This window comes from Nocardia jinanensis (genome assembly GCF_014645735.1).
Classification (GTDB): Bacteria; Actinomycetota; Actinomycetes; order Mycobacteriales; family Mycobacteriaceae; genus Nocardia; species Nocardia jinanensis.
The window spans coordinates 223,622-237,493 of record NZ_BMMH01000004.1; the positions used below are offsets into that span (position 1 = coordinate 223,622).

Genomic DNA, 13,872 nt, shown 5'->3' on the forward strand with positions numbered 1-13,872 from the left:
GAGTAAGAACGGCGTCGAGTGGTCCGCTGTTCCTGGTGAGCGGACACCCCCGGCGAGGACACAGGTCAGGAAACCGAGACGCCCGCCCCGTGCTGCGGGGCGGGCGGGCGGTTGTTCCGGAGTTGCCGCGGGTGGGAGTCGCGAACTCGGATTCCGCGGCCCGCGACCGGTTACTCCCGCACGTACCAGCGCAGGGTCGCGTACGCGGTGAGACCGGCGAAGAGGACACCGACCGGCATGACCATCAGCGCGGTGGTGAAGATATCGTCGAACGTGATCTGGGGGAACACATTGCTGGCGAAAAGGTCGCCGAGCGCGCGGTCGATCACCAGGGGGCGGGCCAGGAACAGACCCGCCGTGGCCAGCAGACCGCCCGCCAGGGCGGCGGCCACCGCCTCCAGCAGGAACGGCAGCTGGGTGTACCAGCGGGTGGCGCCCACCAGGCGCATGATGCTGACCTCCGTGCGCCGGGTGAACGCCGCGATCTGCACCATATTGGCGATCAGCAGCAGCGCCGCCACCGCCTGTAGCAGTGCCATACCGAACGCCGCGTTGCGCAGCCCGTCGAACAAGCTGACCAGCCGGTCCACGATGTCCTTGTCGTTGCGGACCATGCCGACACCGGGCTGACCGTAGAACTGCTCGTAGATCGTCGGATACAGCGAGGCGTCGCTCATCTTGACCCGCAGCGAGGCCGGTAGCGGGGTCTCACTCACGTACTCCGCCAGTTCCGGCTGGTCCTTGAAGGTTTTCTCCTTCGCTTCGCGGACCGCCGCGTCCCGATTGAGGTACTGCACGTTCTCCACGCCGTCGACAGCCTGGAGGTCGGCCATCAATGGGCGGCACGGATCGTTCACGCAGTCGGGATCGGTCGCCGAGACCTCTTCGGTGAGATACAGCCGTACCTCGAGCCGGTCCAGGAAGTACTGCTCGGTCTTGTCCGCGATACGTACCGCCAGCAGACCGCCGCCGAGCATGGTCAGCGAGACCGCGGTGGTCAGGATCATCGCGATGGTCATGGTGACATTGCGGCGCAGACCCTCGGAGACCTCGCCGAACAGGAATCCCGCCCGCATTACCGGCCCACCTCGTAGCTACCCATTGCCTGATCGCGGACCAGATTGCCCTCGTAGAGCTCCACCACGCGCCGTCGCATACCGTCCACGATCAGCGGATCGTGGGTGGCCATGAGCACCGTGGTGCCCATCCGGTTGATGTGCTCGAGTAGCAGCATGATCTCGTAACTCGTCTCGGGGTCGAGGTTGCCGGTGGGCTCGTCGGCCAGCAGGACCAGCGGCCGGTTGACGAAGGCCCGCGCGATCGCCACCCGCTGCTGTTCGCCGCCGGACAGTTCGGTCGGCAGCCGATCTGCCTTACCGCCCAATCCGACCAGTTCGAGCACTTCGGGCACGGTCCGGTCGATGAACTGCCGGCGTTTTCCGATCACCTCCAGGGCGAACGCCACGTTCTGGGCGACGGTTCGCTGCTGCAGCAGCCGGAAATCCTGGAAAACACACCCGATTCGCTGCCGCAATCGCGGCACCTTCCGCCCCGGCAACCGGTCGACCCGGAAATCGGCGACCGAAATCTCGCCTTCGGTCGGTATCTCCTCTTTGAGCAGCAACCGCATGAAGGTCGATTTACCCGAACCCGACGGACCGATGAGGAAAACGAACTCACCCTTGTCGATGTGGACGTTGATGTTTTCCAGCGCCGGTCGCGTAGCGGTCGGGTACGACTTGCTGACGTTGCGCAGGGTGATCACGAGGAGACAGTGTAACCATTCGATAACGAAGCGTCCCGCTGGCTGTGCCGCACCTGCTACCGGACCGGAATCACCTGAACAGGGACCTGGTGCACGGCGGGTACGGCGGGCGCGGGCACCGGTTTCGCGGGTGCGATCTGGTCCGGTTTCACGAACAGGTACAGCACGAAGGTCGCCACCCAGCCGCACGCCAGGATCAGCGTCGATCTACGGGCGCGCATTCAGACCCTCCCGGCGCATGGCCGCGGCCACGCGCACCCGTAGCTCGCGACTCACCTCGAACTGTTTACCCGGCAGCGTCCTGGCGACCATCCGGATGTTCATCTGATCCACGGTCAGGTCCTCCACACCCATCACCGTCGGCTCGTCGAGGAGCAGCGGTTCGAGGCGGGGGTCCTGATAGGCCTGACCGCCCACCTCGTGCAGCACTTCGTTGATCCGGAGGATATCGGCAGTCGCCGAGACCGGCACATCGATCGCCGCGCGGGCCCAATCCTTGGACAGATTGGTGACTTTCACGATCTGGCCGTTCGGGACGGTGATCACCTCGCCGTCCGGGTTGCGCAATTTGGTGACCCGCAACGTGACGTCCTCGACGGTGCCCTCGGCCGGATCCTGGATACCGGTCACCGCGATCCGCACCACATCGCCGAACCCGTACTGCCGTTCGGTGATGAGGAAGAATCCGGCCAGGATGTCCTGGACGATGCGCTGCGCGCCGAAACCGAGCGCCGCGCCCAGCACCGCGGCGGGTGCGACCAGGCCCGACATCGAGAACCCCAGTCGCCCCAGCACCTCCATCGCGACCAGCACATAGGCGACGGTCAGCACCACCCAGGTGAGTACCTGTGCCAGCGCGTGCCGGTGCTTGGCCTCTTCGGAACGGACCAGCGCGTCACCGCCGCGGAACCCGGAATCGATCTTCTGGGTCACGCGGTCGCGCGCATAGGTGGCGAAACGGGCGAACAGCATCGACCCCAGTACCAGCAGCACGATCTCCAGACCGGACGACCGTAGCCACGAGGTGACATCCGAAGACAACCCCGGCGCCGCCAGGGACAGCGCCAAGGCCTGCGCCCCCTCCGAATGCATCAGACCACCTGCTCTCGCATGCACCGAACGGCTCGCGACATCCCGGAATCGGGAATCGCTAGCCCTCCTGCAGCACTGTACTCATCCGCCAGCGGATCCCGGATTCGATGAATCCGTCGATATCGCCGTCGAGTACCGCCGAAGGGTTGTTCACTTCGTAGTTCGTGCGCAGATCCTTGACCATCTGGTACGGATGCAGCACATAGGACCGCATCTGATTACCCCAGGAGGCGCCCTCGTTGGTCTTGAGCGCATCCATCTGGGCACGCTCTTCCTGCCGTTTGCGTTCCAGCAGTTTGGCCTGCAGCACCCGCATCGCGGAAACCTTGTTCTGCAGCTGGGATTTCTCGTTCTGGCAGGTGACCACGATCCCGGTGGGGATATGGGTGATCCGCACCGCCGAGTCGGTGGTGTTGACGCTCTGTCCACCGGGCCCGGAGGACCGGTAGACATCGACGCGGATATCGGTTTCCGGGATCTCGATATGGTCGGTGGTCTCCACCACCGGCAGCACCTCGACCTCGGCGAACGAGGTCTGACGGCGGCCCTGGTTGTCGAAGGGGCTGATCCGGACCAGCCGGTGGGTGCCCATCTCCACCGAGAGCGTGCCATAGGCGTACGGAGTCTTGACCGCGAAGGTGGCGCTCTTGATACCGGCCTCTTCGGCGTAGGAGGTGTCGTAGACCTCGACCCCGTACTTGTGCCGGTCCGCCCAGCGGATGTACATCCGCATCAACATCTCGGCCCAGTCCGCGGCGTCCACCCCGCCCGCGCCGGAACGGATATTGACCAGCGCGTCACGTTTGTCGTACTCGCCCGACAGCAGGGTGCGGACCTCGAGGGCCTCGACATCGGTGTGCAGTGCGGCGCGCTCGGCATCGGCGTCGGCCAGCGCGCTGGTCTGCGCGTCGCCCTCTTCTTCCTCGGCCAGCTCGTAGAGCACCGGAAGATCCTCGAGCCGCTGTCGTAACTCCGCTACCCGGCGCAGTTCACCCTGAGCGTGCGACAGCTCACTGGTGACCCGCTGCGCGTGGTCCTGGTCGTTCCAGAGCTCCGGATCGGCGGCCTGGTGCTCCAGCTCGTCGATGCGACGGCGCAGCTCCTCGATATCGAGGACCGATTCGACGGTCTTGAGAGTCGCGTCGAGTTCGGCGAGGTCGGCGGTAACGTCTGGATGCACGGTGTTCAAGGCTACTAGGAGCGTCCATCGAGGTGAAACCGCGCGGGCGGGTAGCGGCCGGACGAGGCCACGCTCAGCTCGGAACAGCGCGCAGGTTGCCGGGCCGGTGGCCGGCGAGACCGTCCAGCGCGGCGGCCGTCGCCGGGTCGGCGGGCAGGTGGACGATCAACTGCTGATCGTCGTCGGCGAACAGGTCCAGCGTCTCGTACGCCAGCCGCAGGGCCCCGGCCTCGGGGTGCGTCACTCGGGTGACACCGGTGGCCGCGGGCAGATTCGGCACGGTGGCCACCCGATCGGTGAACGCCGCGCCCGCGGTGATGGTGAGCTGGTCGGCCAGCGCCGCGATCTCCGGGTCGGCGCGGAAGGGGCCCTGTTTGAGGGTGGCCACCAGCTGGTCGGCCAGATGATCCCAATCCGGATAGACCTCGCGGGCCCGCGGATCGGTGAAGGTGAAATGGGCGAGGTTGGCGTAATGCTCCCCGTCCAGCGCGCCGGTCGGCTGCATCAGCCGTCGGTAGCCGTCGGTGCAGGCCAGGACGTCGGTGAGGCGGTTGACCACCACCGCGGCCGCGGGTTCGAGCTGATCGAGCAGCGCCTGGATCGTGGGCCGGATCTCGCGCCCCGGACGGGCCCGGCCCATGCAGTGGAAACCGGTATCGGCCTTGGTCAGCCGGTACAGGTGGATACGTTCGGCGGAGGTGAGAGCGAGAGCGTCGGCCAGGGCGGCGAGCACCTGCGGCGAGGGGTTGCGGTCGCGGCCCTGTTCGAGACGGGTGATGTATTCGACGCTCACCCCCGCCAGCGTCGCCAGCTCCGAGCGGCGCAGGCCGGGTGCCCGGCGGCGCGCGCCGGTGGGCAGCCCGACCTGGGCCGGTGCGACCGCGTCGCGCCTGCTGCGCAGGAACAGGCCCATCTCGTTCTCGCTCACAGTCCCACGGTAACGGCGCGGTACGCGCTCAGGGTGACCGTGGCACTACCACTCTCGGCACGGTCTCCCAGCCGGGCGCGCGGCGCGGCAGATTCGATTCCGGCGGCCGCCGGGCCGCCCGAGAGAACGGAGCACACCATGTCCACTACGCCTCTGCGCCTCGCGGTTGTCATCGGCAGCGTTCGGGAGGGCCGCTTCGGGCCGGTCGTCGCCTCCTGGATCGCCGCGCAGGCCGCTGAGCACGATCGGTTCGAGATCGATGTGATCGACTTGGCCGAGGCCGAGATTCCGCTGGCGCTGCCCGCTGTCTCCCCGGCGCTGGAACCGAATCCGGAGCGGCCGGCGGGGATGCGGGATCTGTCCGAGCGCCTCGCCGCCGCCGATGCGTTCGTCATCGTGACCCCCGACTACAACCGTAGTTTCCCGGCCTCGCTGAAGGCCGTCATCGACTGGCATTTCACCCAGTGGCAGGGCAAAGCGATCGCGTTCGTCGGCTACAGCGGGGCCAGCGGCGGGCTCCTGGCCATCGAACAGCTGCGTCAGGTGTTCAACGAGCTCGATGCCCACACGGTGCGCGAGTACGTCTCGTTCCCGCGCTACTACCTGTTGTTCGGGGAAGACGGAAAACTGCTCGCGCCCGAGGAGCCCGCGGCCGCGGCCCGGGTGATGCTCGACCGGCTGAACTGGTGGGCGGAGGCGCTGGTGGCGGCCCGGTCGGTGGCAGTCTGAGCGATGGACCCGGCCCCGGCCGCGCGCGACGGCACGGCGCGCGACCGCTCCGGAACCGACTCGATAGTGTTCCGGGTGTGGCTGCTCACTCCTCTGACCTCGAACTCGCATTGCGGCTGGCCGACGAGGCGGACGCGATCACCCGGGAGCGGTTCGGCGCCCTGGACCTGAAGGTCGATGCCAAACCGGACCTCACCCCGGTATCGGATGCCGATCTCGCTGTGGAGGAGGCGATCCGCCGGATCCTGCGGCACGGCCGCCCCGCGGACGCGGTCCTCGGTGAGGAGTTCGGCGGAACGGCCGAGCTCACCGGTCGGCAGTGGGTCGTGGACCCGATCGACGGCACCAAGAACTTCGTCCGCGGCGTCCCGGTATGGGCCACCCTCATCGCATTGCTGGAGGACGGTGTCCCGGTGGTCGGTGTGGTGAGCGCGCCCGCGCTGGCCCGCCGCTGGTGGGCCGCGGCGGGGCAGGGCGCGTGGTCGAGTTTCCATCCCGGGGCGCCGCAACCGATCAATGTGAGCGCGGTATCCGATCTCGGTGCGGCCAGTCTGGCGTTCTCCAGCCTGTCCGGCTGGCGCGACCGCGGTCTGCGCGAGAAGTTCGTCGACCTCACCGACGCGGTCTGGCGGGTCCGCGGCTACGGCGACTTCTTCAGCTATTGCCTGGTGGCCGAGGGGGCCGTGGATATCGCGGCCGAACCCGAGGTGTCGCTGTGGGATCTGGCCGCTCTGGACATCTTGATCCGGGAGGCCGGTGGCACCTTCACCTCTCTCGACGGACGGCCCGGGCCGCACGGCGGGGACGCGGTGGCGTCCAACGGGCCGCTGCATCAACAGGTTCTGGCCCGGCTCGGCGAGTAGTCCGGGCCCGCGCCAGCGCCTGCGGGAGCGCGGACGGTGCGATTCCGGATCCGGTGACTGTCCCCGCTCCGGCGCACCGCGAGTGGACGTGACCTGCGCGCATGGCCGACTATGGAGCGATGTCGCTCAGTACGCAGGAGGCCGATCTCTTCGAGGGTGCCCGGGGCCGCCTGCAGGCGATCGCCTACCGCATGCTGGGGTCTGCCGGAGACGCCGAGGACGTGGTGCAGGAGGTGTTCCTGCGCTGGCACGCGGCGGACCGGGACCGGATCGAGACGACGGAGGCGTGGCTGACCAAGGTGCTCACCAACCTCTGTCTCAATCAACTCGCCTCGGCGCGGGTCCGGCGGGAAACCTATGTGGGGCAGTGGCTGCCGGAGCCGGTACCGGCCGGAGACCCGATGCTCGGCCCCGCCGAGACCACGGAACAGCGCGAATCGGTCTCCCTCGCGATGCTCACCGTGCTGGAACGCCTCGCACCCAACGAACGGGTGGTGTACGTGCTGCGCGAGGCGTTCGGATACACGCACCGTGAGATCGCGGAAATCCTCGAACTCACCGAATCGAACTGCCAGCAGATCTACCGGCGGGCCAGACAGCATGTGGGTGACGGCCGATCCCGTACCGAGGTCGATACCGCCGCCGCGCGCCGCATCGCCGAGGAGTTCCTGGCCGCGGCGCTCAGCGGCGATACCGGGTCGCTGATCCGGGTGCTCTCCGGGGATGTGGTCGCCGTGGCCGACGGTGGCGGCCGGATCCCGGCCCGTAAGACGCCGGTCCTCGGTGCGCCGGCCGTCGCGCGCTACCTGGCCGGTCTGTTCCGGCCCACCGCTGCCAGGCGGGCCTACATCGGTGGCGAGCCGATGTTCTACGCGGTGGTCGTCAACGGCGACCCGGCGGTGCTCGTCGAGGTCGGCGAGCGGGTGTTCGGTGTGTTCGGCCTCGAAATGGACGCCGCGGGCGTCGCTGCGGTGCACGTGCAGGTCAACCCGGAGAAATTGGCCCACCTGGCGCGCCGATGGACCGCCGCCGGTGGTGAGCCACCGCTCGACATTCGATGGTGACCCACCTCACATCTCGTTTCTGTCAGGGTTCGCGCCGCTGTCCGGTTCAGGTAGTGAACACACAGCAGACAGGAGCGAGCCATGAAGCACCGCATCGTCGTTCTCGGAGCCGGTTACGCCGGAGCCATCGCCGCCGGTCGCCTGGCCAAGCGGTTGCACCGCGACGATTTCGAGATCACCCTCGTCAATGCCGATCCGGACTTCGTCGAACGGGTACGGATGCACCAGCTCGCGACCGGGCAGCAACTGGGGCGCCGCCCGCTGCGTGAGGTGTACGCGGGCAGCGGCGTCCAGTTCCGGACAGCGCGTGTCACCGCGATCGATGTGGACCGCAAGACCGTCGATATCGTCGGTGACCGCGCCGAAACCCTCGGTTACGACACCCTCGTCGACGCTCTGGGCAGCACCGCCGCCGACCACGGCGTACCCGGTGTCGCCGAATACGCGCACACCGCCGCCGGTAAGGAAGGCGCGCTGCGGTTGCGGGCGCGGCTCGGCGATTCGGCCCCGGGTACGACCGTCCTGGTGGTCGGGGGCGGCCTGACCGGTATCGAGACGGCAGCCGAAATCGCCGAATCCCGTCCGGACCTGACGGTCGCGATCGCCGCCCGCGGCGGCGTCGGCGATTGGCTGAGCGACAAGGCCAGGCGGCACCTGGTTACCGCCTTCGACCGGCTCGGCATCACCGTCCACGAGCACGCCGACATCGTGCGGATCACGCAGGACGGAGCGGTCACCCAGGACGGCGGGAAGATCGCGGCGCAGGTGACGGTGTGGACCGCGGGTTTCACCGTCCAGCCACTCGCGGCCGCGACCACCCTGGCGGTTTCCGATACCGGACGGATCATCGTCGACGGGACCATGCGCTCGGTGTCGCATCCCGACGTCTATGCCATCGGGGACGCCGCGTTCGCCGAAGGCGTGGGCGGCGCGCCACTGCGCATGTCCTGTGCCACCGCGACCCCGATGGCCTGGCAGGCCGCCGACGCGCTCGCCGCGCGGTTGACCGGCCGCCGGGTTCCCGAAAAGCCGATCGGCTATGTCACCCAGTGCATCAGTCTCGGTCGCCGCGACGGGATCATCCAGCGCGTGACCCCCGCGGACGAACCCACGTCCACGGTCGTCACCGGCCGGATCGCCGCCCGCATCAAGGAGTTCGTCTGCGCCGGTGCGGCCTGGAGTATCGCCCACCCGACGGTGCTGCTGCCGAGCCGCCGTCGGCGGCTCACGGCGCCGGGAGAAGTGGGTCCACGCCTCGTCGCGTCGTGACGCCGATCGCGGCCGGGTGTGCGCGGTAGCCCCTCGGGCCCCTCGGGTTCGTTATCGGTGAGCTGGTACCGGAACGGCAGATGACCCCGGGCCCATCGGGCGCGGGGGTCGTCTGCCGGCTTCGTCAGCCCATGGTCTTGGCGCCGTCGATCGCCTCGCGGATGATGTCCGCGTGACCCGCGTGCTGTGTGGTCTCGGCGATGATGTGCAGCAGTACCCGGCGCGTCGACCAGTGGGTCTCCTGGAACCAGGGCGCCTTGGGCAGCGGCCACTTCGCGTCCAGATCCGGGAGGGTGGCCACCATCTCATCGGTCCGCCGGGCCACCTCGTCGTAGGCCGCGAGCACCCCGGCCAGGGTCTCGCCGGGCAGCATGCGGAACTCGTTCTCCCGGGCCGCGAAGTCCTCGGCGGTCAGCTCGTCGAAATCCTTCGAGGTCGAGGTTCCGTCGACGATGAACTCCACCCAGCCGCGTTCGCACCCGGTGACGTGCTTGATCAGGCCGCCCAGGCACAGTTCGCTGGGTGTGGGGCGCGCTCCGGCCTGGTCATCGGTCAGCTCGCGGGTGGTGAAACGCAGGAAGAACCGCGCGGCGCGCAGTTCCGCCAGCAGGTCGGCTCGTTCACCGGAGAGGGCCGCGCCGGTGCCGGTCTGGTGGAGGGTGGAGATCTCGCTCATGGTGTTCGCCTTCCGTCGGGGAGTGCAGTACTCGGTGCGTTTCCGCGTTCGAGACTTACGGTATGACCCTTAGCGGCCACTTTCCGACCTCAATTGCGAGCTGGTGGAAATTACGATCGAAAGTGGCCGTGAGCCGCGGTGATGCTCACCTTCGGGTGGCGTCGGCGGGGGTGAGGTCGATTCCGGGCGGTGGACGCAGGCGCCGCAGGGCCCCGTCCATACCCGTCACGAACAGTGCCCAGGATCCGCCGTCGCGCGCGATCCGCACCGAGGTGGCGCCGTCGGGTGGCGTCCGGACCGGATCGGGACGTTTGATCAGGCCGGTGACGACGGCACAACCGGTCCCGGTCGCCGGGTCGACCCGGTAGACGGCGCCCACCCCGTGATCGGCGACGTACAGGTCACCGTCACGGGTGGCCTCCATATCGTCGGGGACGGCGAGCAGAGCCGGGGGACCGGCGACGACCCGGGCGTCGGCGGGTGAATACAACGGGACCCGGAAGATCCGCATGGTCAGATTGCCGGTGTAGATCGACTCACCGTCCGGAGCCAGGGCCAGGCCGTTGGTCAGCGGCAGCGGCGACCACGATTCGGTGAACTCGCCGGTCGACGGCCGGTACCGGGCGATCCCGGACGGGGCCCGCAGTACGCCGATCGTGCTGATCAACAGATCGCCGTCGGGGAGCAGGAGCAGGCCGTTCGGTCCGTTGAGTCCGGTGCGGAGCACGGTCACCGCGCCGGTGTCGAGGTCGTAGCGTTGCAGGGTGCCCGGTGGGTCGGTCAAACCGTCGCCGGTGAGGAAGTACACCGAACGCCCGGCCACTCGTACACCCGCCGGATGCTCCAGCCCGGTGACCAGCTTCTCGAATGTCCCGTCGGCCGATACATGGGCCAGGTAGCCGTCGACGATGCCGGTGACATAGAAACCACCGGCCCCGTCGGAATCCAGGTTCTCCAGATTGCCGACCCCCGCCACGAGTGTGGTCGCTTCCCAGCCGTCCGCGCACATGACCGGAAATCCCTGTGCCTGCGCCGGTACCGCGCTCACCCACGCCGCGGCCGCTGTGGCCGCGGCGAACAACGCCCATCGAGCACGTGATCGTGTCCTGGATGCCATATCGGACAACCTAAGTGATCGGATGCCGTGCCGCCGGATCCGCGCGCCCGGCGTGGGCCCGGTCGCGGTCCCCGGCGGGCCGGGCCGGGCACCGGGAGTATCCACATGTGTGCAATACGCGCGGGACCTCGATGTGCGCGCCGGACACCCCTCGGGTCGTCCGGAGGTGCTCGTAGGATGGGCCGCGTGGAATCCCCCGAAGCGCTCACCGTATCCCCTGTCGAGTCAGGTGCCGAATCCGATGCGGCACAGCGGATTCTGAGCCGGGTGTTCGGTTACGACAGTTTCCGGGGCGAACAGCGCGCCATCGTCGACCAGGTGATCGGCGGCGGCGACGCACTGGTGCTCATGCCCACCGGCGGTGGTAAATCGCTGTGCTATCAGATCCCCGCCCTGGTCCGCGACGGTGTCGGGGTGGTGGTCTCGCCGCTGATCGCGCTCATGCAGGACCAGGTGGACGCGCTCAGCGCGCTCGGGGTACGGGCCGGCTTCCTCAACTCCACCCAGTTCCCGGATCAACGGCGCGCGGTGGAGGCGCAGTACGTGGCCGGTGAACTCGATCTGCTGTACCTCGCGCCCGAACGGCTGCGTATGGAATCCACCGTCGAGCTGCTCGAACGGGGTTCGATCGCGCTGTTCGCGATCGACGAGGCGCATTGTGTATCGCAGTGGGGCCACGACTTCCGCCCGGACTATCTGGCGCTGTCCATGCTGCACGAACGCTGGCCCGATGTGCCCCGGATCGCGCTCACCGCCACCGCGACCGAGAAGACCCGCGACGAGATCATCACCCGGCTGGATCTGGGGGAGGCGCGGCGGTTCGTGGCCAGTTTCGACCGGCCCAATATCCAGTACCGCATCGAACCGAAGAACCGGCCCGACCGCCAGCTCCTGGATTTCCTGCGCGCCGAGCATCCCGGGGATGCCGGGATCGTCTACTGCCTGTCCCGCAACTCCGTGGAGAAGACCGCCGCGTTCCTCACCGAGAACGGTATCCGGGCGGTCCCGTACCACGCGGGCCTGGTCCATCGGACCCGCGCCGAGAACCAGGCCCGTTTCCTGCGTGAGGATGGTCTGGTGGTCGTCGCGACCATCGCGTTCGGTATGGGTATCGATAAACCGGATGTCCGTTTCGTCGCCCATCTCGATCTGCCCAAATCGGTCGAGGGCTATTACCAGGAGACCGGGCGCGCCGGCCGGGACGGACAGCCCTCGACCGCCTGGATGGTCTACGGCCTACAGGACGTGGTCCAGCAGCGCAAACTCATCGAGACCTCCGAAGGCGATACCGCGCACCGGCGCCGGTTGCAGCTGCATCTCGACGCGATGCTCGCCCTCTGTGAGACGGTCGACTGCCGCCGCGCCCAGTTGCTCGCCTACTTCGGCCAGCCACCGCAGCCGTGCGGGAACTGCGATACCTGCCTGAACCCGCCCGAATCCTGGGATGGCACCGTCGCCGCGCAGAAACTGCTCTCGGCCGTCCTGCGCCTGAAACGGGAGCGCGGCCAGAGCTTCGGCGCCGGCCATCTCATCGATATCCTGCTCGGCAAGCAGAACCAGAAGGTGCAGCAGTACGACCACCACGAGCTCAGCGTGTTCGGGGTCGGCACCGATCTGCGTGATACCCAATGGCGCGGAGTGGTCCGTCAATTGCTGGCCCAGGGTCTGCTCGCGGTCCATGGTGATTACGGGGTGCTCACCCTGACCGAGGCCAGTGAAGCGGTGCTCTTCGAAGGCCGCACTGTCCGGTTGCGCCGCGAACCCGACCGGCCCACCCCCTCGCGGGCGGCCCGCAGCGCGAAATCCGGTCGGTCCGCGCCCGTCGATCTCGACGCCGCCGATACCTCGCTGTTCGAGAAATTGCGGCAGTGGCGAGCCGAAACCGCCAAGGAACAGGGTGTTCCCGCCTATGTGGTGTTCCACGATGCCACCCTGCGCGATATCGCTGCGCGTAAGCCCGCCGATCTGGGTGCGCTGGGCACGGTGAACGGCGTGGGCGAGAACAAGCTGGCGCGTTACGGAGAGCAGGTTCTGGAGGTGCTGGCGGTCGGATGAGCCGCTTCGGACGGAAGTCTGTGCTGCGTAACCGCTTTCATCCGATGATTCCTCCCGCCAGTGACGATAGGGGCCTGGACAGAGGATTTAACCTGGCAGTATGTCCAACAAGCACACCCCGTGGTCGCGGTCACGCCACCGCGCCGGCTTGTCCGCCGATCAGTTCGGCAGCTTGGACCCACGCGTTGTGCCTGCCGTGACCAGTGATCGCCCCGGGGTTGCCGGGTCGTTCGAATCGCCTCGTCTTCTCGGATCTGCCGCACAGCAATCCGGGGCCGGCGACGATACGCGATCGAGCGCGGCCGAGCCCGACGGTGACGATGATCCCCCCGAGTGTCCGCGGACCCGCGCGCGGGATGTAAGCGGCGATGAACTCTCCGCGGCGAGTGGACCGCAGCCTGTTCCCGGCCGATCGGAATCCGGTTCGGCGGGCTACGAGTCCGGAGAGTCTCCCGTCGACGCTTCGGATGAATACCTGTCCGCGGAAGCCGCCTTCGCCGATACTGTGCCGCAGCAGGTGCCCCCCGCTCCGCCGCCGGCGTCGTCCCCCGTGCCGCCACCGGCATCACCGCTGGAGCGCGCGCGCCGAGACCACTACGCGGGACCGCTCCCCGAAGCCGGTAGCCCGGCGGACATCGCCTGGCCGGTGCCGGAAACCGAAGCCCTGGAACTTCTTCCCGTGAACGGTCATGCACTGCTCGGCCTGTGTATCGGGGTCGCGGTGCTGCTCGCGGCAGGCTTTTTCTATCTCGGTCGTACGAGCGGCCCGAACCATGCCGCTGCCCCCACCGCGGCCACCGCCGTATCGACAATGACTCCCCGCGAGACCGAGGCCCCGGCGCCCGCGGAATCCCCCGATATCGGGGCCGGTTTCGCCTGGGGGAAGGTTCTCACCAACGACGGCAGCACGCTAACCATCAAGAGCGAGATCAATCACTCCGAGATCGTCGTGCGCACCGACCAGCACACCAAGGTCTATGTGTTGGTCGCCACTACGATCGAGGCCATCGCCGAGGGTGCGCCGATCCTGGTCTACGGCCGTAAGCGCGCGGACGGGTCGATCTTCGCCGACACCATCACCGGCGTATCGCTACGCGCGCTGGGCCCCGGCTAGAACCGGTGTTCGGGTGGCCG

At 68.0% G+C, this 13,872-nt stretch carries 14 protein-coding genes; 6 read left to right on the forward strand and 8 right to left on the reverse strand.

Annotated elements, in window-relative coordinates; translation table 11 throughout:
- Positions 1 to 170: 170 nt before the first annotated feature.
- The 6 genes from ftsX to IEY68_RS12210 all read right to left on the reverse strand — a co-directional run bounded on the left by ftsX (position 171) and on the right by IEY68_RS12210 (position 4,965).
- Entirely contained in the window at positions 171 to 1,076 is a 906-nt protein-coding gene (gene ftsX / locus IEY68_RS12185) for a permease-like cell division protein FtsX (RefSeq protein ID WP_058854370.1), read from the reverse strand.
- Positions 1,076 to 1,765: a cell division ATP-binding protein FtsE gene (ftsE, locus tag IEY68_RS12190; RefSeq protein WP_058854369.1), complete on the reverse strand. Its 690-nt coding sequence runs from the start codon at positions 1,763 to 1,765 to the stop codon at positions 1,076 to 1,078. Before ftsE ends, ftsX begins: the two co-directional genes overlap by 1 nt.
- 56 nt (positions 1,766 to 1,821) lie before the next feature.
- Positions 1,822 to 1,986, reverse strand: coding sequence for an Rv3103c transmembrane domain-containing protein (locus IEY68_RS12195; protein ID WP_156426126.1), 165 nt, complete (start codon positions 1,984 to 1,986; stop codon positions 1,822 to 1,824).
- Entirely contained in the window at positions 1,973 to 2,857 is an 885-nt protein-coding gene (locus IEY68_RS12200; protein WP_058854368.1) for a mechanosensitive ion channel family protein, read from the reverse strand. The genes IEY68_RS12195 and IEY68_RS12200 overlap by 14 nt, the downstream gene beginning before the upstream one ends.
- 58 nt (positions 2,858 to 2,915) lie before the next feature.
- Positions 2,916 to 4,037, reverse strand: coding sequence for a peptide chain release factor 2 (gene prfB / locus IEY68_RS12205; protein WP_058854504.1), 1,122 nt, complete (start codon positions 4,035 to 4,037; stop codon positions 2,916 to 2,918).
- Positions 4,038 to 4,110: 73 nt separating this feature from the next.
- A complete protein-coding gene (locus IEY68_RS12210) occupies positions 4,111 to 4,965 on the reverse strand; it encodes a helix-turn-helix domain-containing protein (RefSeq protein ID WP_058854367.1) in 855 nt (284 codons plus the stop codon).
- 138 nt (positions 4,966 to 5,103) lie between these two features.
- On the opposite strand from IEY68_RS12210, the gene IEY68_RS12215 reads away from it, so the two are divergent.
- The 4 genes from IEY68_RS12215 (at position 5,104) to IEY68_RS12230 (ending at position 8,890) form a co-directional block, all read left to right on the forward strand.
- A complete protein-coding gene (locus IEY68_RS12215) occupies positions 5,104 to 5,694 on the forward strand; it encodes an NADPH-dependent FMN reductase (RefSeq protein ID WP_058854366.1) in 591 nt (196 codons plus the stop codon).
- 77 nt (positions 5,695 to 5,771) lie between these two features.
- Positions 5,772 to 6,557 (forward strand): histidinol-phosphatase, encoded by a 786-nt coding sequence (gene hisN / locus IEY68_RS12220; protein ID WP_058854503.1) that lies wholly within the window; start codon positions 5,772 to 5,774, stop codon positions 6,555 to 6,557.
- A 119-nt stretch (positions 6,558 to 6,676) separates the two neighbouring features.
- A complete protein-coding gene (locus IEY68_RS12225; protein ID WP_058854502.1) occupies positions 6,677 to 7,621 on the forward strand; it encodes an RNA polymerase sigma-70 factor in 945 nt (314 codons plus the stop codon).
- Positions 7,622 to 7,702: 81 nt separating this feature from the next.
- On the forward strand, positions 7,703 to 8,890 hold the full coding sequence (locus tag IEY68_RS12230) for an NAD(P)/FAD-dependent oxidoreductase (protein WP_058854365.1): 1,188 nt from the start codon (positions 7,703 to 7,705) through the stop codon (positions 8,888 to 8,890).
- A gap of 124 nt (positions 8,891 to 9,014) precedes the next feature.
- Here the strand turns inward: IEY68_RS12230 and IEY68_RS12235 are convergent, their stop codons facing one another.
- Both IEY68_RS12235 and IEY68_RS12240 read right to left on the reverse strand, forming a co-directional pair.
- Positions 9,015 to 9,566 carry a DinB family protein gene (locus tag IEY68_RS12235; protein ID WP_058854364.1) on the reverse strand — a complete coding sequence of 184 codons (552 nt, stop codon included), beginning with the start codon at positions 9,564 to 9,566 and terminating at the stop codon, positions 9,015 to 9,017.
- Between the two features lie 145 nt (positions 9,567 to 9,711).
- Positions 9,712 to 10,683 (reverse strand): SMP-30/gluconolactonase/LRE family protein, encoded by a 972-nt coding sequence (locus IEY68_RS12240; RefSeq protein WP_058854363.1) that lies wholly within the window; start codon positions 10,681 to 10,683, stop codon positions 9,712 to 9,714.
- A 186-nt stretch (positions 10,684 to 10,869) separates the two neighbouring features.
- Here IEY68_RS12240 and recQ point away from each other — a divergent pair, with 186 nt between their 5' ends.
- Both recQ and IEY68_RS12250 read left to right on the forward strand, forming a co-directional pair.
- A complete protein-coding gene (gene recQ / locus IEY68_RS12245; protein ID WP_229718737.1) occupies positions 10,870 to 12,738 on the forward strand; it encodes a DNA helicase RecQ in 1,869 nt (622 codons plus the stop codon).
- A 100-nt stretch (positions 12,739 to 12,838) separates the two neighbouring features.
- Positions 12,839 to 13,852 (forward strand): hypothetical protein, encoded by a 1,014-nt coding sequence (locus tag IEY68_RS12250; RefSeq protein ID WP_189094223.1) that lies wholly within the window; start codon positions 12,839 to 12,841, stop codon positions 13,850 to 13,852.
- Positions 13,853 to 13,872 lie beyond the last annotated feature (20 nt).